This window comes from Streptomyces sp. NPDC000983, from assembly GCF_040299205.1.
Classification (GTDB): domain Bacteria; phylum Actinomycetota; class Actinomycetes; order Streptomycetales; family Streptomycetaceae; genus Streptomyces.
Genome location: NZ_JBEPBM010000012.1, coordinates 156,649 through 176,099 on the forward strand (window position 1 = coordinate 156,649; position 19,451 = coordinate 176,099).

A 19,451-nucleotide genomic window follows, 5' to 3' on the forward strand; every position below is an offset into this window, starting at 1 on the left:
AATGGGGCGCGGGGAACTGCGCGACAAACCACGACGCCGCCGCACCCGCGACCCCGCCCACCCACCGGCCCGGGGCCACCTGCTCCGCCCTATAGGGGCGCGGGGAACTGCGCGACACACCACGACGCCGCCGCAGCCGCCCCACAACCGACTGCGGCACCCTCATCGCCGCGCCTAGTCCACCTCGGCCACCGCCTCCGCGAACTGCGCCCGGTACAACCGGGCATACGCCCCGCCCGCCTCCAGCAGCGCGCCATGCGCCCCCTGCTCCACGATCGCCCCGTTCTCCATCACGAGGATCGTGTCCGCGTCCCGGATCGTCGACAGCCGATGCGCGATGACGAACGACGTACGCCCGTGCGCCAGCTTCGCCATCGCCTTCTGGATCAGCACCTCGGTCCGGGTGTCGACCGAGGACGTCGCCTCGTCCAGCACCAGGATCACCGGGTCCGACAGGAACGCCCGGGCGATGGTGATCAGCTGCTTCTCACCCGCACTGACCCCCGCCCCGTCGTCGTCGATGACGGTGTCGTACCCGTCGGGAAGCGTCCGCACGAACCGGTCCGCGTGCGCGGCCCGGGCCGCCTCCTCGATCTCCCCCCGGGTGACCTCCCGGGCCGCCCCGTAGGCGATGTTCTCCGCGATCGTCCCGCCGAACAGCCAGGTGTCCTGGAGCACCATGCCGATCCCGGACCGCAGTTCGTCCCGGGACATGGCCGCGATGTCGACCCCGTCCAGGGTGATCCGCCCGCCGGACACCTCGTAGAACCGCATGAGGAGATTGACCAGCGTGGTCTTCCCGGCGCCGGTCGGGCCGACGATCGCGACCGTCTGCCCGGGCTCCACCTTCAGCGAGAGCTCCTCGATGAGCGGCTTCTCCGGGTCGTAGCGGAAGGACACCTCCTCCAGCGCCACCCGCCCCCGCAGCTCCTCGGGCCGCACCCCGGGCACGGGGTCCGCGGACTGCTCCTCGGCGTCGAGGAGTTCGAAGATCCGCTCGGCGGAGGCGACCCCGGACTGCACCAGGTTCGCCATGGACGCGACCTGGGTCAGCGGCATGGAGAACTGCCGCGAGTACTGGATGAACGCCTGGACGTCACCGATGGACAGCGAGCCCGAGGCGACCCGCAGCCCGCCGACGACCGCCACCAGCACATAGTTGATGTTCGACACGAACATCATCACCGGCTGCATGACACCGCTGTTGAACTGCGCCTTGAACCCGGCCTCGTACAGCGCGTCGTTCTGCTCGGCGAACTGCTGCGCCGACTCCTCCTGACGCCCGAACACCTTCACCAGGGTGTGCCCGGTGTACATCTCCTCCACATGGGCGTTGAGCTTGCCCGTGGAGGACCACTGCTGCACGAAGTGCGGTTGCGACCGCTTGCCGATCCGGGTCGCCACCACGAACGACACCGGCACCGTCACCAGCGCGACCAGCGCCAGCAGCCAGGACACCCAGAACATCATCGCCAGCACGCCGATGATGGTGAGCACGGAGTTGATGAGCTGGCCCATCGACTGCTGGAGCGTCTGCCCGATGTTGTCGATGTCGTTGGTGGCACGGGAGAGCACCTCACCGCGCTGACGCCTGTCGAAGTACGACAGCGGCAGCCGCGACAGCTTCCCCTGCACGTCCTCCCGCATCCGGAACATCGTCCGGTTCACGGACCGGTTCACCAGCCGCGTCGCCACCGCCATCAGCAGTCCGGCCACCGTGAACACGGCGAGCGCGAGCAGCAGCACATGGCCCACGGCGGTGAAGTCGATGCCCTCGCCGGGGGTGAAGTCGGTGCCGCGCAGCATGTCGGCGGTGTCCCCGTCGCCGCGCTCGCGCATGGCGTCGAGGGCCTGTTCCTTGGTCGCGCCGGGCTCCATGTCCCGGCCGACGATGCCCGCGAAGACCAGGTCGGTGGCCCGGCCGAGGATCTTCGGCCCGGCGACCGACAGCGCCACGCTGACCACGACACAGAGCAGCAGCACCCCGATCGTGGCCCGTTCGGGCCTGAACCGGCCGACCAGCCGCCGGCCCGACACCTTGAAGTCCAGCGAGCGGTGGTCGGGCCCGGTGCCGGCCATCATCCGCCCCATCGGCCCGGCCATCAGGCGGCCTCCGCTTCCGTCAGCTGGGAGAGCACGATCTCCCGGTAGGTCTCGTTGTCGGCCATCAGCTCCTGGTGCCGGCCGGTGCCGACCACCCGTCCCTCGTCGAGGACGACGATCCGGTCGGCGTCCCGGATGGTCGCCACCCGCTGGGCCACGATCACGACCGTCGCCTCGGAGGTCTCCTGGGCGAGCGCGGCACGCAGGGCCGCGTCGGTGGCGTAGTCGAGGGCGGAGAAGGAGTCGTCGAAGAGGTAGATCTCCGGGCGCTGCACGAGGGTCCGCGCGATGGCGAGCCGCTGCCGCTGGCCGCCGGAGACGTTGGTGCCGCCCTGGGCGACCGGCGCGTTCAGCCCGCCCTCCAGGCGTTCCACGAACTCCTTGGCCTGCGCCACCTCCAGCGCGTGCCACAGCTCCTCGTCGGTGGCGTCCGGATTGCCGTAGCGCAGGTTGGTCGCCACGGTCCCGGCGAACAGGTACGGCTTCTGCGGCACCAGGCCGACCGTCCTGGCCAGCACCTGCGGGTCGATGGCCGCGACGTCCTCGCCGTCCACGAGGACCTGTCCGTCGGTCGCGTCGAAGAGGCGGGGGACCAGCCCCAGCAGGGTGGACTTGCCGCTTCCGGTCGAGCCGATCACCGCGGTCGTCTCACCGGGCAGCGCCACCAGGTCGATGCCCCTGAGCACCGGTTCCTCGGCACCCGGGTAGCGGAAGCCCGCACCCCGGATCTCCAGTTGTCCGTGCCGGCGCAGCTCCCGCACCGGCGCCACCGGCGGCACCACGCTGGACTCGGTGCCGAGCACCTCCTGGATCCGCTCGGCGCACACCTCCGCGCGCGGCACCATCATGAACATGAAGGTGGCCATCATCACGGACATCACGATCTGCATCAGATAGGCGAGGAACGCCGTCAGGTCACCGATCTGCATCCCGCCGCTGTCGATGCGGTGGGCGCCGAACCACACGACCGCGATGGACGACAGGTTCACCACCGTCATCACGATCGGGAACATCAGTGCGAGCAGATTGCCCGAGCCCAGCGACATCTCGGTGAGCTCGACGTTGGCCTTGCGGAAGCGCTGCTGCTCGTAGTCGTCGCGGATGAACGCGCGGATCACCCGGTTGCCGGTGATCTGCTCGCGCAGCACCCGGTTCACCGTGTCCAGCCGCTCCTGCATGGCCCGGAACAGCGGCCGCAGCCGCCGCACGATCAGCGTCACGCAGATGCCCAGCACCGGCACCACGGCGACCAGCACGGCCGACAGCGGCACGTCCAGGCCGAGGGCCAGCACGATCCCGCCGACGCACATGATCGGCGCCGAGACCATCAGGGTGAACGTCATCAGGGCCAGCATCTGGATCTGCTGGACGTCATTGGTGGTCCGGGTGATCAGCGACGGCGCGCCGAAGTGACCCACCTCACGGGCGGAGAAGGACTGCACCCGGTCGAAGACGGCACCGCGCACGTCCCGGCCGAGCGCCGCGGCGGTGCGGGCGCCGTAGTACACGGCACCGATGTTGCAGACGACCTGCGCCAGCGAGATGCCGACCATCAGGGCGCCGTAGCCGAGGATGTAGCCGGTGTCCCCGTGGACGACACCGTTGTCGATGATGTCCGCGTTGAGGGTGGGCAGGTAGAGCGTGGCGCAGGTCTGCAGGAACTGCAGCAGCACCAGCAGGGTGATGGGTTTTCGGTAGGGCCTGAGGTAGGTCCGCAGGAGTCGTATGAGCACGCTGTGTCTCTCGGGGTCGGCGTCGGGGCGACTGGTTGCCCCTGGCCCCTATCGTCGGACACCCCACCGGTGTTACCTCAACCGATTAAGCCGAGAGCAGTGCGCTTTACGGCCCCGAGCGCCCGGCTCCCACCGTCCTCTTACCTTCCGACGCCCCCGTGACCCCAGTGACCCCATAGCCCTCTGTGGCCCCGTCACCCCCGGAACGCCCCGGGATGGGTCTGCTCCCGCACCGACACGAACTGCTGCCGCACGGCCTGGCCCACCGCCAGGTCGTCCCCGGGATCCAGGACCTGGGCGGCCGGGCCCTGCCAGGCGGGCGGGGTCCGCGCGTCGAGCACGCCCTGCGACGCGCCGAGCGCCCAGGCCGCCTGCCGGGCGGCGCCGATCGCCGCGTAGTCCGCGGGCTGCGGCACGATGACCTGCGCGCCGAACAGGGCGGGCGCCGCGGCCTGCACCGCGGGCAGCTCGGCGGCCGCGCCCAGCAGGAAGACCCGCCGCACCTCGACCCCCCGGCCGCGCAGGACGTCGAGGGCGTCCGCGAGACCGCACAGCATGCCCTCGAACGCGGCCCGCGCCAGATGCTCCGCCCGCATCGCCTCCCGGCGCAGCCCCGCCAGGGTGCCCGCGGTGTGCGGCAGGTTCGGCGTCCGCTCGCCCTCCAGATACGGCAGCATCACCAGCCCGTGCGCCCCCGGGGTGGACTTCATCGCCAGCTCCGACAGGCTCTCCAGATCCGGCAGCCCGAGCAGCTCGGCGGTGCCCCGCAGGGTCCGTACGGCGTTCAGGGTGGTCACCACGGGCAGGTGCATGCCGGTCGCGTCGGCCAGCGCGGTGATCATGCCCGACGGGTCGTGGAGCGCCTCGGGGTGCACGGCCATGACGGAACCGGAGGCCCCGAGCGAGACCACGGCGTCCCCGAGCCCGATCCCGAGGCCGAACGCGGCGGCCATCGTCTCGCCGGTCCCGGCGGAGATCAGCAGCCCCTCCGGCGTCGTACCGGCGGCGTCGGCGGGGCCGATCACCTCGGGCAGCATCGCCTGGTGACCGAGGGCCAGTTCGACCAGGTCGGTGCGGTAGGTCCCGGTGGCGGCGGACCAGTAGCCGGTGCCGGAGGCGCCGCCGCGGTCGGTGGTGCGGCGCACCGGCCGGCCGAGCAGCTGCCACACGAGCCAGTCGTGGGCCTGGAGGAGGACGGCGGTGCGGGCCGCGGCGTCGGGTTCGCTCTTGGCGAGCCAGCGGAGCTTGGTCACGGGCTGCGGGGCCTGCGGCACGCAGCCCACGGCCTGCGCCCACGCCTCCCGCCCGCCGAGCGCGTCGATCAGGTCCGCCGCGGCCACCTGGGCCCGCTTGTCGCCGCCGACCATCGCGGGGCGGGCGGTGTTGCCCTGGGGGTCCAGCGGGACGACGGCGTTCTGCTGCGCGGAGACCCCGATCGCCTGCACGCCCTCCAGCAGGCCGCCGCCGGCCGCCTCACCGAGGGAGAGCAGCCAGGCCTGGGGATCGACGTCGGAGGGCCGCCCCTCCACCGGATGGGGCGCGTACCCCTGCCGGAGCACGGCTCCGCTGTCCGCGTCGCACACGACGATACGAGTGAACTCGGGCGAGCTGTCCAACCCGGCGACTATCCCCATGGCGAAAATTCTATGGGTCGGGGGCGGCAGGAGTGTGCGCGATCTACGCGCGCAACCCGTCCTAGGTGTTGCTGGTGCCCCAGTCGTCCTCCACCTCGCCGTTGGGGTGGCGGTCGCGCAGGCTGCGCACGCGCTGGGCGACGGAGGCGGGGACGTGGTCGCCCACCTTGTCGCTGACCGCGTGGTAGGCCTTGCCGGCGTACACGCGGCTCTGCTGGGCGGCGGTCTCCGCGGTGTTCCGTACGGCCGGGTTCTGCGCCACCTGGCGCGCTGATTTCTTCAGCTGTTCGTAACGTTCGCGTCCGGCGCGGGTCCCCAGCAGGTACCCCAGAGCCACCCCGGTGACGAACGTGAGCTTGTAGCGCATGGCGGCATGCCTTCCCTCGTGGGAGAACCGATTGGCGGAGCACCCCCCTGCTTGCGCTAATGTATGTGTCGCAGCGAGCGCCCGCCCCCTGGCGAATACCCAGGTAGGTACGTTCGATGCAACGAGGCATTCCCCTGTAGCTCAATTGGCAGAGCAGCCGGCTGTTAACCGGCAGGTTACTGGTTCGAGTCCAGTCGGGGGAGCTTCGATCCCCTGTAGCTCAATTGGCAGAGCAGCCGGCTGTTAACCGGCAGGTTACTGGTTCGAGTCCAGTCGGGGGAGCAGGTTGGACGAGGACCCCCTCCGGGGTCCTTTTTCATGCCCTGATCCACCTGCCCGGGAACCGCGCGGACCGCGCCGAAGTCCTTCCGGGCATGCGTAGTCGACCATCCGAAGCAGGAGATCGTATGAGCGGCTATGCTGCGGCAGACGGCGCGTACAAATGTGCGCGACACGCCGCTATGGGGCGGTAGCTCAGCCGGTTAGAGCAGCGGACTCATAATCCGTCGGCCGTGGGTTCGAGTCCCACCCGCCCCACCGTGCACTCCTCGTGCAGAAACGATGCGACCTGCGGTTCGCGTCTCAGGCCGAGTCCTCGTCCCGTGTATCTCCCGGTCGCACCGGTGCTCCAACGGCACTGTTGATGCTTCCATGGGGGCCGCGGTGGACGGCGTGGGCGGGGGTCTGGTGTCGGTATTCGGGTTACGGCTGCTCGTGACGTCGTACGCCGTGTCCGCCTACGGCAACTACCTCAATCTCATCGCGCTGAGCCTCTTCTCCTACGAGGTCACCGGCACCGCCTTCGGGATCGGGGCCGTGATGGCGCTGCGGCTGCTCGCCGGGGTCGTGGCCGGGCCGGTCGCCGGGGCGCTCGCCGGGCGGGTCCGGCGGCGGGACCTGATGGTCGGGGCCGACGCCGCGCAGGCCACCGCCATGGGCGTGCTCGCGGTGTGCGGGGCGCGGACGCCGTTGTGGCTGCTCGGGTGCGCCGTCGTGGTGCTGGGCGCCGGGAACACCTTCTTCGGGGTCGCCTTGCGCAGCGCCGTTCCGGTCATGGTCGGGCAGGAGCGCCGCGCGCGGGCCAACGGGCTGCTGGTCACCGCCCGTTCCCTCGCCACCGTCCTCGGCTTCGCCTCCGCCGCCCCCGTCATCGCCCACGGCGGCTACGGCACGGCCTTCGCCGTCAACGCCGTCAGTTTCGTGGTGTCCGGCATCGCCCTGCTGGTGCTGCGGCCGCGTACCGAGGAGGCCGCCGGGGAGGCGGCACCGGAGGGCGGCGGCACACCGGGGCCGCCCTGGTGGCGGGCCTGGGCCGGGGTGCCCGCGCTGGTCGTCGGGCTCGTCGCGCTGCGCGGGACGGACGCGCTGGCCTCCTCCTCGCACAACGTCGCCCTTCCCGTCGTCGCCGAACTCGCCGAGGCCTCACAACCCGCCCTGTACATGAGCCGGTTCTGGGCCGCCTGGGCGGTCGGCACCCTCCTCGCCCACCAGGTGCTCAAGCGGGGCGGCAGGGCGCACGGCGAGCGGGCCTTCGCGCTCGGCACCTGCGCCATGTCCTGCTCCTTCGTACTGGCCTTCACCGGACTGCCCGCCGTGGCCCTGACCCTGGCCGCCGCTGCCGCCGGGTTCGCCGACGGCTGGACCGAGATCGTCTACACCTCGCGCCTCCAGGCCGCCGCCGACCACGAACGCGGGCGCCTCTTCGGCCTGTCCGCCACCGCCGAACAGGCCGGATTCGCCGTCGGGACCGTGGCCGCGGCGGCGGCCCTGGAGGCCCTGTCCCCGCTGACCGTCGTCGCCCTCTTCCACGGAACCGCCGTCTGCGGGGCGCTGGCCCTGCTCGCGGCCACCCGCGCGGGGCGCGCCAACCGGAAACCAACCGGCGTGCGGTACATGAGAGACCGACCCATGTCCGAGGCGCCGACAGAGGAAGAGGGCACGCATGGAACGCGTACGGGGGACGGCCGTCTGCCGGGGACCTGAGCCGGAGCGGGACGCCGCCGATCCACCGGACGCCGTCGTGGCGCTGCTCCGGGCCGCCGAGCAGGCACCCGGCGCCGGAGTCGTCGCGGTCGGCCCCGACGGGGCCGCCGAACGCCTCGGCTACCCCGAACTCCTCACCCGGGCACGCCGGCTGCTCGGCGGGCTGCGGGCGCGCGGGGTGCGCCCCGGGGACGCCGTCGTGCTCTGCGGTCTGCCCCTCGCCGACTTCTTCCCCGCCTTCTGGGCCTGCGTCCTGGGCGGCTTCCGGCCCGTCGCCATCGCCGAGCCGCCCACCCCCGGCTCACCCGCCCGCGAACGCCTCCGGCACGCCTGCGCGTTGCTCCACGACCCGCTCGTCCTCACCGACGCGCCCGGCGCGCGGGACCTCGACGGAGGGGACCTGCGGACGGCGGACGTGGCCCGGTGCCGGGAGGCCGAGCCCGCGCACGAGTACGCCGGGCCGGCCGGCTCCGACACCGCCCTGCTGATGCTCTCCTCCGGCAGCACCGGCGCGCCCAAGGCGGCCCGGCTGACCCACGAGGGCCTGGCGGAGTTCGCCGCGAGCACCCGGCGGATCCTCGACGTGCGGCCCGAGGACACCATGGTCAACTGGCTGCCGGTCGACCACAGCGGAGCGTTCCTCCTCTACCACCTGCTGGCCGTCTTCAGCGGCTGCACCAACGTCCACGCGCCGACCGAGCGGGTGCTCGCCGCACCCCTGCGCTGGCTCGACCTGATCCACGAGCACCGGGCCGCGCACACCTGGGCGCCGACCTTCGCGTACCGACTGGTCGCCGACGCGCTCAAGGCCGGTAAGGGGGAGGGTGATTGGGAGCTGAGCTGTCTGAAGTCCCTGCTCTGCGGCGGTGAGCAGATCGCGCTGCCCGTCCTGCGCGACTTCCTCGACGCGACGTCCGCGCACGGTGTCCACGAGGGGCACATCGTCCCTGCCTGGGGCATGGCCGAGACCGTCACCGCCGTCACCCACGGCCGCCTCGACCGGCCCGGGACCGTGCACCGGCTGCTCAAGAGCAGCCTCGGCGGCGATCTCCTGCGCGCCGACGCCTCGACCCCCGAGGACGAGACCGTCACCTTCGTCGCGGCCGGCGCGCCCGCGCACGGGGTGACCCTGCGCGTCGTCGACGACCACGGCGACCTCGCCCCCGACGGCCGGATCGGCCGCCTCCAGGTCCATTCGCCCGCCCGGCTGACCCCCGGCTACGTCGACGACCCCGGGGCCGACGCGGCGGCCTTCCCCGCCGGACGGGACTGGCTGGACACCGGCGACCTCGCCTTCCTCGACGCCGGCCAGGTCGTCGTCACCGGCCGACGCAAGGATCTGATCATCCTCAACGGCCACAACGTCCACGCCCACGAGGTGGAGGAGGCCGCGAGCGTCGTCCCCGGCGTCCGGCTGGGCGAGGTGGCGGCCTGCGGCATCCCGCACCCGGAGCGCGGGACGGAGGAGCCGGTGGTGTTCTTCGTCAGCCGGGGTGCCGAGGACGACGCCCGGATCGGGCGCGAGGTGCGGGCGGCCCTGTACACGCGGTTACGGCTCACCGCCGCCCATGTGGTGCCCGTACCGGCGGAGGACTTTCCGCGTACGCCCGCCGGGAAGGTCCGCCGGGCCGAGCTGCGGGAACGGTTCCGCGCGGGGGTGCCGGTGTCCGGGCCGCGGGACGTCGCGCGGGCCGTGCGGGAGGAGCTCGCCGCGCTCCTCGACCGCCCGGCCGACGAGCACACCCCGTTCTACGAACTCGGCCTGACCTCCGTCCTCGTCGTCCGGCTGCGGGCGCGGCTCACCGAGCGGCTCGGGGTCGACATCCCGCAGACGGCGTTCTTCGAGCACCCGACGGCCGCCGCGCTGGCGGCCCGTCTCGGGGCGGCGCCCGGGACGGGCGTACCCGCCGGGCCGCCGACGGAGTCCGCCGTCGCCGACGACCGGCGGGTCGCCGTCGTCGGGATGGCGCTGCGCTTCCCCGGCGCCGACACGCCCGAGGCGTTCTGGGCGCATCTGCGGGACGGCGTCGACAGCGTCCGGGTGTTCGGCGAGCCCGGACCCGAACGGGTGCCGGTCGCCGGGGTCCTGGACGGCGCCGAGGACTTCGACGCCGGGTTCTTCGGGATGAGCGCGAAGGAGACCCGGCTCACCCACCCCGCGCACCGCCTGTTCCTGGAGTGCTGCCATCGGGCGCTGGAGGAGGGCGGGTACGCCGCGACCGGGGACGGCACCCGGATCGGGGTGTTCGCCGGGAGCGGCATGAACCTGTACGACCATCAGCGGGCCACCGCCGGGCCCGCCCCCGCGGACCCGGCGACCGGTATGCAGAGCGCCATCGGCCGGCAGCCCGACTTCCTCGCCACCCGGGTCGCCCACCGGCTCGGGCTCACCGGCCCGGCGATCGGCGTGCAGACCGCCTGCTCCACCTCCCTGGTCGCCGTGCATCTCGCCGTGCAGTCCCTGCTCACCGGCGAGAGCGACCTGGCGCTGGCCGGCGCCGCCGCCGTGCACCTGCCCCAGGACACCGGCTACCGCACCCACCCCGGCTCCGTGCTCTCGCCCACCGGACGCTGCCGGCCCTTCGACGCGGACGCGGACGGCACGGTCGGCGGCAACGGCGTGGCCGCCGTCCTCCTCAAACGCCTCGACCGGGCGCTCGCCGACGGCGACACCGTGCACGCCGTCGTCCTCGGCTCGGCCGTCAACAACGACGGCGCGGCCAAGGTCGGCTTCACCGCCCCCGGCGTCACCGGACAGGTGGAGGTGGTCCGGCAGGCGCTGCGCCGCGCCGGCGTCCCCGCCGGGACGATCTCCTACGTGGAGGCCCACGGCACCGGCACCCGGCTCGGCGACCCCGTGGAGTTCGAGGCGCTCGCCCGGGCCCTCGGCGAGGACACCGGGCGCACGGAGCCCTGCGCCGTCGGATCGGTCAAGGCGAACATCGGGCACCTGGACAGCTGCGCGGGCATGGCGGGACTGATCAAGACGGTGCTGATGCTCCGCCACCGCACCCTGGCACCCACCCTGAACCTCAACCGCCCCAACCCCGAACTGCGCCTGGAAGCAAGCCCGTTGACGCTGGCGACCGAGCTGAGGCCCTGGACCTCCCCGGACGGTGTCCCCCGGCGGGCGGGCGTCAGCGCCCTCGGGGTCGGCGGCACCAACGCGCACGTCGTCCTTCAGGAGGCGCCGCCGCGACCCGAGGGCCACGGCCCCGAACTCCCGGTCCTGGTACCGGTGTCGGCCACCGACGAGAAGGCGCTGGCCGAGTACACCGGCTCGGTCGCCGAGCGGATCCGGCGGCTGCCGGAGCCCGCGGTCACCGACGTGGCGGCCACGCTCGCCCTGGGACGCCCGCACCGCGCCCACCGGGTGGCCGTGGTCGGCCGTACGGCGGGCGAACTCGCCCGGGCGCTCGACGAACGCGTCCCGCAACGGGCCCCGTTGGGGCCGGTCGTGTTCGCGTTCCCCGGGCAGGGCAGCGCCCGCCGGGGGATGGCGAGCGGACTGTACGCCGCCCACCCCGCCGCCCGGCGCGTACTCGACCGCTGCCCGGACGGCGTGCTGCCGCTCCTGCTGGAGGAGACGGCCGACCTGGAGGAGACGGCCGACCGCGGCTGGCCCACCGACACCGCTCAGGCAGCCCTCTTCGCCCACCAGGTGGCGCTCGCCGAGGTGTGGCGGGCGGCCGGGGTGCGGCCCGCGCTGCTGTTCGGGCACAGCGTCGGGGAGTACGCGGCGCTCTGTGTCGCCGGGGCGATCGACGTCGAGGACGGACTGCGGCTCACCGCACTGCGCGGACGGCTGATGCACACCCTCGCCCCGGCGGGCGGCATGCTCGCCGTGCGGGCCGCGCGGGCGGAGGCGGAGCGGGTGGCGCGGGCAGCCGGGGCGGAACTCGCCGCCGTCAACGGGCCCCGCTCACAGGTGATCTCCGGGTCCCCTCGGGCGCTGGCGGCGGCTGCGCGGCTGCTGGACGCACAGGGTCTGCGGTGGCGGGCGCTGCCGGTGGACCGGGCGTTCCACTCCGCCGCCGTGGAGGAGGCGCTGCGGGAGTTCCGTTCGTACGCCGAGCGGGTGACGTACCGGCCGCTGCGCACTCCGCTGATCACCACCGCCGACGGCGAACCGCGCCCCGAGGGCTGGACCGTCGACGCCGGGTACCTGCTGCGCCAGGCGCGCGAGCCGGTCCGGTTCGACCTCGCCATGGCCGCCGCCGTCGACGCCGGTCACCTGGACTTCGTCGAGATCGGCGCGGGGGACACCCTCGTCGGCCTCGGGCGCAACTGCGCGCCGGACAGCCGCTGGCTGAGCGGGCAGGGCGGCGGAACGGGAGCCGCGGAACAGGTTCACGGGGTGCTGGCGGGGCTGGGGGCCGCGTACGAGCGGGGCGCCGAGCTGGACTGGCGGGCGGTCACCGGGCGGGGCGGGCGGATTCCGCTGCCCGGCCATCCGCTGCGGCCCGTCCGGGTGCCGGACGCGGCAGTCGTCGCCGAGCCTTCCGGGGCCGTCCTGGACGGGGTGCGGGAGCTGACCGCCGAGGCGCTCGGCGGGGAGCCCGGCGGTATCGACCCGGACCGCTCCTTCTTCGAGCTGGGCGCCGACTCACTCGCGCTGATGGGGATGACGGCACGGCTGGAGCAGCGGTACGGCGTACGGGTGCCGGTCCGCGAGCTGTTCGACTCCGCCGACACACCGAGGAGGCTGGCCGAGCGCCTCGGGGCGGATCGGCCCACCGAGCCTGCGCCCGAGCCCGAGCCCGAGCCCGAGCCCGAGCCCGAGCCCGAGCCCGAGCCCGAGCCCGAGCCCGAGCCCGCTCCCGAACCTCGGGCGCCGGCTCCCGGCCTGCCCGAACTTCTGGGCCGGCAACTGGAACTCGCCCGGCACCTCGCCGACCAGGTCACCGGGGTGATCAACCGCCAGCTCGACCTACTGGCGTCCGACCCGCAGCCGCAGCCCCACCCGCAGCCCTCCCCGGTGCCGCAGCCCTCCCCGGTGTCGCAGCCCCACCCGCAGCCCTCCCCGGTGTCGCAGCCCCACCCGCAGCCCTCCCCGGTGCCGCAGCCCCGGCCCGTGCCGGAACCGCCCTTCACCCCCACCGCCGGCCCCGACTTCAGCCTCTACTTCTTCGGTGACTATCCCGAGGACACCGCCCACGACAAGTACGGACTCATCCTGGACGCGGCCGAGTTCGCCGACCGGCAGGGCTTCCACGGACTGTGGTTCCCCGAGCGGCACTTCGACTCCTTCGGCGCGCTGTTCCCCAACCCCTCCGTCCTGGCCGCCGCCCTCGCCGCGCGGACCGACCGGATCCGGCTCAACGCCGGCTCCGTCGTGCTGCCCCTGCACCACCCCGTCCGGGTCGCCGAGGAGTGGTCGGTCGTCGACAACATCTCCGGCGGCCGGGCCGGACTGTGCGTCGCCAGCGGCTGGCACGCCACCGACTTCGCGCTCGCCCCGGAGAACTTCGGCCGCCACCGCGAGGTGATGTACGAACGGCTGGCGACGGTAAGGCAGTTGTGGTCCGGCGAACCGGTCACGGTGACCGCGGGCGACGGCACCGACGTTGACGTACGGCTGCACCCCCGCCCGGTCCAGCCCGAACTCCCCTTGTACGCGGCCGTGGTGGGCAACCCGGACAGCTACCGGCGGGCCGCCGCCGAAGGGCTCGGCGTCGTCACCAACCTCATGACACAGACCGTCGAACAGCTCACGGAGAACATCGCCCTGTACCGGCGCACCCGCGCCGAGCACGGACTCGACCCCGCGGCCGGGCGGGTCGTCGTCCTGGCGCACACCTACCTCGGCGAGGACGCGGAGCGGGCCCGCGCGGAGGCGTACCGGCCCTTCGTGGCGTACCTGCGCTCCTCGCTCGCCCTGTTCGACCAGGTCACCAACAGTCTCGGCTTCGACGTCGACCTGGCGGGCACCCCCGAGGAGGACGTGGAGTTCCTGCTCGGGCGTGCCTACGAGCGCTACTGCGCCTCCCGCGCGCTGATCGGCGACGAGGACACGGCCGCCGAGGCGGTGGGCAGGCTGGTCGCGGCGGGCGCCGACGAGATCGCCTGCTTCGTGGACTTCGGCGTGGAGCGGGAGCGGGTGCTGGCCGGTCTGCCGGTGCTGGACCGGGTGCGCCGCCGCGCGTACCCGAGGTCCGCCGCACCGCGTGCCCGGCGGCTGCCGCTGTCGGCCGCCCAGCGCCGCATCTGGTTCCTGGAGCGGCTGCACCCGGGCACCGCCATGTACTGGGAGCCGAAGGCGGTCCGCCTCGAAGGGCCCTTGGACGTGCCCGCCCTGCGCTGGGCTCTGGACCGGGTCGCCGAGCGGCACCCGGCGCTGCGGACGGTGTTCGGCCAGAGCGACGGCGTGCCCCACCGGGAGATCCGTGAGCGCGTGCCGCTCGCCTGCCCGCTCGACGAGCGCGCGGGACTGTCCGAGGAGGAGGCGCTGCGGGCCGCGCTGGCCGACGAGGAGTGGCGGGGCCTGGACCTGACCGAGGGGCCGCTGGTCACGGCCCGGCTGCTGCGGCTCTCGGCGGAGCGGCACCTGCTGTTCCTGCTCGCCCACCACATCGTCCTCGACTCCTCCTCCACCGCCGTCCTCGTCCGTGACCTGGCCGCCCACTACCGCCACCGCCGGGCGGGCCTGCCCGGCGCCCCCGAACTCCCGCCGCCGTCCGAAACACCGGAGCCCACGCCCGAGCCCGCCGCACTCGCCGCCTCGCTCGACTTCTGGCGCCGCGAGCTGGCCGACGCTCCCCAGCTCACCCTGCCCACCGACCGGCCTCGGCCCCCGGTCAGGACCGGGGCGGGCGCGAGCCTGACGCACTCCCTGGACGCCGGATTCGTCGGCAGACTGCGCGCGTTCGCCGCCGGGCACCGGGCCACCCTCTTCATGGCACTCACCGGTGCCGTCGGCGCGGTCCTCGGCCGGTACGCCGGGCAGCCGGAGGTGGTGCTCGGCACCGCGGTCGCCGCCCGGCCCGCCGGTGCCGAGGACCAGGTGGGCCTCTTCCTCGACACCGTCCCGCTCCGCGTCGGCCTCGACGGCGACCCGGACTTCCCGGCGCTGCTGCACCGGGTCCGCGAGAGCAGCACGACGGCGTACGAGCACCGCGGTGTCCCCTTCGACGAGCTGGTGGGCGCCCTCAACCCGCGGCGCGACCCGGGCCGCAACCCGGTCTTCCAGGTGATGATCGAGTACGAGAACGAGAGCGCCGTCGACTTCGACCCGCCGGAGCTGACCGCGACCCTGCTCGACGTGCCGAGCGAGCGCGCCCCCTTCGACCTCAGCGTCTACCTCACCCACCACCCGGACGGCCTGCGCCTGATGGTCGAGTACGACACCGCCCTGTTCGACGTGGCGACCGTGCGGCGCCTGGTGGACCAGGTGGAACAGGTGCTGCGCCGGGCCCTGGACACCCCCGCCGCCCCGCTCCACGAGCTGACCGCGCCCACCGACGCCGACCGGGCCGCCCTCGCCCGCCTCGGCCGTCTCGACGACACCCCGCCGGACACCGGCGACACTTCGCCCGGCACGGGTGACACCCTGCACGGCCTGGTCGAGCGGCAGGCGCGGCGGACACCCGACGCGACCGCGCTGGTCATGGGCGAAACCCGGGTGTCGTACGGCGAGTTGGACGCCTCGGCCGACCGGCTCGCCCGCCGGCTGCGCGCCCGGGGCGCCGGGCGCGGACAGCGGGTGGCGGTGCTGCTGCCGCGTGGCCCGCAGCTGATCACCGCCCTGCTCGGCGTCCTCAAGAGCGGCGCCGCCTACGTCCCGCTCGACCCCGCCACCCCCGCGCCCCGTGTACGCGCGCTCCTCGCCGACGCCTCCCCGGTCCTTCTGCTGACCTCCGCCGCACTCCTCGTACAGCACCCGGACCCGACGACCGGCGTCCACCTCCTGGTGGAGGACGACGACCCGGACCTCCCCGCCGGACCGCCGCCGGACCCGGCGGGCCCCGAGGACCCGGCGTACTGCATCCACACCTCCGGCTCCACCGGCCGGCCCAAGGGCGTCGTCGTCCCGCACCGGGGCCCGGCGAACCTGGTCCGGGCCCATCTCGACGCGCATCGGCCGCTGCGCACCCTCCAGTGGACCTCGCCGTCCTTCGACGTCAGCGTGCAGGAGATCTTCACCACGCTGGCCGCCGGGGCCGAACTGGTCCTCGTCGACGACGACACGCGCCACGACCCCGCGGCCGTCACCGAGGCGGTGCGCGCGCACGGGGTGCAGCGGATGTTCATGCCGTGCACCCCGCTGCGGTACCTGATGGAGACCGACCCCCAACTGCCCACCCTGCGTGAGCTGTTCTCCGCCGGCGAGGCCCTCCACCTCACCGGGGCCCTGCGCCGCTTCCTCGCCGCGCACCCGGAGTGCGCGCTGTACAACCAGTACGGGCCGACCGAGACGTCCGTCGTCGTCACCTCGCACCGGGTCGACCCCGACGACGGGAACCTGCCGCCCATCGGCGTGCCGATCCCGGGCGCCCGCCTGCTGCTGCGCGACCCGGCCGGGCGGCCGGTGCCCCGGGGCGCGGTCGGTGAACTCCTCGTGGGCGGTGTGCCCGTCGCGCACGGCTACCTCGGCCGGCCCGAGGAGACCGCCGCCGCCTTCGTCGAGGACGGCACCCTGTACCGGACCGGCGACCTGGCCCGCTGGCGCTCCGACGGCACCCTCCAGTACTGCGGACGCGCCGACGACCAGGTCAAGATCCGCGGGCATCGCGTCGAACCGGCCGAGGTGCAGGCCCTGTTGGCCGCGCTGCCCGGCGTACGGGACGCGGCCGTCGTGGCCCGCCGGGACCGGCACGGGGAGAACGAGCTGGTCGCCTACGTCGTCGCGGACGACCCCGGGCCCCTGCGGGCGGCGCTGGCCGCCGAGGTTCCCGGGCATCTGGTGCCGGCCCGCTGGACGGCCCTGGAGCGGCTCCCGGTGAACGCCTCGGGGAAGCTGGACCGGTCCCGGCTGCCCGAGCCCGTCGGCCCGGCCGCTTCGGAGGCCGAGCCCGCCACCCCGCTGGAGAAGGCCCTGCACGAACTGTGGTGCGAGGAGCTGGACGTACGGCGGGTGCCGGTGACCCGGTCCTTCTTCGAGCTGGGCGGACACTCCCTGGCCGCGATCCGGCTGCTGCACCGGACGGCGGCGGAGCTGGACGTCGAGGTGCCGATGGCCGACTTCTTCCGGGCGCCGACGATCAGGGGCGTGGCGTCCCGGGCCGCCGGGCGGAGGCCGACGGCCACGGTGCCGCTCACGTCGAGCCTGAAGCGGCTGTGGCGCCGCCACCACGAGCGGTCCGACCCGTCCGTCCACAACATCACCCACCGCACCGACATACGCGGGGAGTTGGACGTCGACCGGCTGCGGGACGCGCTCACCGGGCTGGTACGACGCCATGACGCGCTGCGCGCCCGGTGTACCGAACGGGTGCTGGAGATCCTGGACGAGGTCCCGGTGGAACTTCACGTCGAGGACGTGACCGACGCGGACCGCTGGTGCGCGGAACACTCCCGGGTCCCCTTCGCCCTGGACCGCGCCCCGCTGTTCCGCTTCCGCCTCGGCCGGCTCGCCGCGGACCGCTGGATCCTGCTCACCGTGTTCCACCACGCCGTCTGCGACGGCTGGTCGCTGGGAGTGCTCCGGGACGAACTGGGACGGCTGTACCGGGGGAGTGAACTTCCGCCCGTCACAGCCCAGTTCACGGATGTCGCCCGCGAGGAGCACGCCCTGTCGCCGGTTCGGCGCGCGGAACTGGAGCGCTACTGGCGCGCCGAACTCGACGGCGTACCCCTGCGGTTGCCGCTGCCGTACGACCGGCCCCGCCCGGCCCGGCTGTCCGGCCGGGGTGCCCTGCACACCTGGACCGTCGGCGGTGACACGCCCGGCCGGATCGCGGCCGCCGCCGCGCGCCTGGGGGTGACGCCGTACGCGGTGCTCGCCTCGGTCTTCGCGGTGTGGGCCGGACGGCTGTGCGGCGATCCGGCGGACGTCGTGCTGGCCGCGTCCAGCGCCAACCGGCTCGCGGCGGAACGGGCCGGCACGGTCGGGCTGCTCGGCGACGCGGTGCTGGTCCGGGCCCGGCTCGCGGCGGCGGCGGACTTCGGGGAGCTCGTCGCCCAGGTCGCCGAGAGCCTCTTCGGCGCCCTGGACCACCAGGAGCTGCCGCTGACGGAGGTGGTGGAGCTGGTGGAACCGACCGCCGGGCCGTTCCCGACCGTGCTGTTCACGGTGGTCACGACCCCGCCCCCGGCCCTGGACCTGGCTCCGCTGGAGACCCGGGTGGAGGGGCTGGCGCCGCCCGGCGTGGCACGCAACGAGCTGTACGTCGTACTGGAACCGGGGCCGGAGGAGATCAGGGCCACCTTCGAGTACTCCACGGACCTGTTCACCGCGGCGACCGTGCAGGGCTGGGCCGAGGAGCTCACCGCGCTGCTCCGGGAGCTGCCGTAGGGAGCGTCGTGCGGTCAGCCGGTCAGCCGGTCAGCCGGTCAGCCGGCCAGGGGGTCCAGGGTCAGGGGGGTGATCCTGCCCTCCAGCATGGTGCCGAGGCCCTGGACGGCGCACACGTCCGGGCGTTCGGCGATGTGCACCGGCATGCCGGTCGCCTGCCGCAGCATCTGGTCGAACCCGGGCAGCAGGGCGCTGCCGCCGACCATCATGATCCCGCGGTCCGCGAGGTCGGCGACCAGGTCGGGCGGGCAGCCCCGCAGCACCTTGCCGATGCCGTCGAGCACGGCGGTCAGCGGGGTCTGGATGGCGTTGCGCACGGCGGCGGTGTCGACCTGCACCGAGCGGGCGAGGCCGGTCGCCACGTCCCTGCCGTGGATCTCCGTCGAGGCCGGACCGTGCGGGGTGAGGCCGTTGCCGGAGAGGGCGACCTGGAGCGGACGCACCGACTGGCTCGGCAGCATCAGCTCGTGCTGGTGGCGCAGGTGCTGGACGATCGCGTGGTCCACGGCCTCGCCGCCGACCGGGATCCGGTCGGCCGTCACGATCGAGCCGAGGGAGAGCACGGCCACCTGGGTCGCGGCCGCCCCGCACACCATGATCATGGTCGCCTCGGGCCGCTCCACGGGGAGTCCGCAGCCGACGGCCGCCGCGATGAGCGTGTCCACCAGCTCCACCCGGCGCGCGCCCAGCCCGACCAGCGTCTCGATGGCCGCCCGCTGGGCGAGCGGGTCGGCGTCGTGCGGGGTGCAGGCGGCGGCGCGCAGCCGGGGCTTGCGGCGCAGGGTGCGGCGGATCTTGTCGCCGAGGAGGTGACGCAGCATGCGCTGGGCCATCTCGATGTCGACGACGGTGCCGCCGGAGACCGGGCGGACGACGCGGATGTAGCTCGGGGTGCGGCCGGTCATCCTCTCCGCGAACTCGCCGACCGCGATCAGCGCGCCGGTGCGGGTGTTCACGGCGGCGGCGGAGGGCTGGTCGACCACGAGCCCGGCGCCCTTCACGTACACCCGGGTGCGTGCCGCGCCGAGGTCCACGGCGAAGTGGCAGCGGCGCAGCTGCTCCAGACTGGCGGTCATGGCAGGTCCTCCCGAGAGCACAGACCGTGGGCCGCCGGGCGGCGGGCCTCATTGGCATCGTGCGGGGGCGGGGGAGGCGGCGCGTCTTGTGGTGGGCCGGGC

7 protein-coding genes and 3 tRNA genes are annotated in these 19,451 nt (G+C 73.9%); 5 read left to right on the forward strand and 5 right to left on the reverse strand.

The window, feature by feature from the left end; all coding sequences use genetic code 11:
- Positions 1-174: 174 nt before the first annotated feature.
- From ABT296_RS16565 to ABT296_RS16580, 4 genes are all read right to left on the reverse strand, one after another.
- Positions 175-2,103, reverse strand: a complete 1,929-nt coding sequence (locus ABT296_RS16565; RefSeq protein ID WP_351927748.1) for an ABC transporter ATP-binding protein — start codon at positions 2,101-2,103, stop codon at positions 175-177.
- Positions 2,103-3,836 (reverse strand): ABC transporter ATP-binding protein, encoded by a 1,734-nt coding sequence (locus ABT296_RS16570; RefSeq protein ID WP_351927750.1) that lies wholly within the window; start codon positions 3,834-3,836, stop codon positions 2,103-2,105. Before ABT296_RS16570 ends, ABT296_RS16565 begins: the two co-directional genes overlap by 1 nt.
- A gap of 194 nt (positions 3,837-4,030) precedes the next feature.
- Entirely contained in the window at positions 4,031-5,470 is a 1,440-nt protein-coding gene (locus ABT296_RS16575) for a xylulokinase (protein ID WP_351927752.1), read from the reverse strand.
- Between the two features lie 61 nt (positions 5,471-5,531).
- Positions 5,532-5,837 carry a YtxH domain-containing protein gene (locus tag ABT296_RS16580; protein WP_351927753.1) on the reverse strand — a complete coding sequence of 102 codons (306 nt, stop codon included), beginning with the start codon at positions 5,835-5,837 and terminating at the stop codon, positions 5,532-5,534.
- 130 nt (positions 5,838-5,967) lie between these two features.
- Here ABT296_RS16580 and ABT296_RS16585 point away from each other — a divergent pair.
- The 5 genes from ABT296_RS16585 (at position 5,968) to ABT296_RS16605 (ending at position 18,273) form a co-directional block, all read left to right on the forward strand.
- Positions 5,968-6,040, forward strand: a tRNA-Asn gene (locus tag ABT296_RS16585).
- Positions 6,041-6,046: 6 nt separating this feature from the next.
- Positions 6,047-6,119: transfer RNA gene (locus tag ABT296_RS16590), tRNA-Asn, on the forward strand.
- Positions 6,120-6,300: 181 nt separating this feature from the next.
- Positions 6,301-6,374 (forward strand) — tRNA-Ile (locus ABT296_RS16595).
- A gap of 114 nt (positions 6,375-6,488) precedes the next feature.
- Positions 6,489-7,820, forward strand: coding sequence for an MFS transporter (locus ABT296_RS16600; protein WP_351927755.1), 1,332 nt, complete (start codon positions 6,489-6,491; stop codon positions 7,818-7,820).
- Entirely contained in the window at positions 7,780-18,273 is a 10,494-nt protein-coding gene (locus tag ABT296_RS16605) for a non-ribosomal peptide synthetase/type I polyketide synthase (RefSeq protein ID WP_351927757.1), read from the forward strand. The genes ABT296_RS16600 and ABT296_RS16605 overlap by 41 nt, the downstream gene beginning before the upstream one ends.
- A 38-nt stretch (positions 18,274-18,311) precedes the next feature.
- On the opposite strand, the gene ABT296_RS16610 is transcribed toward ABT296_RS16605, so the two are convergent.
- Positions 18,312-19,349 (reverse strand): rod shape-determining protein, encoded by a 1,038-nt coding sequence (locus ABT296_RS16610; protein WP_351927759.1) that lies wholly within the window; start codon positions 19,347-19,349, stop codon positions 18,312-18,314.
- Positions 19,350-19,451: the final 102 nt, after the last annotated feature.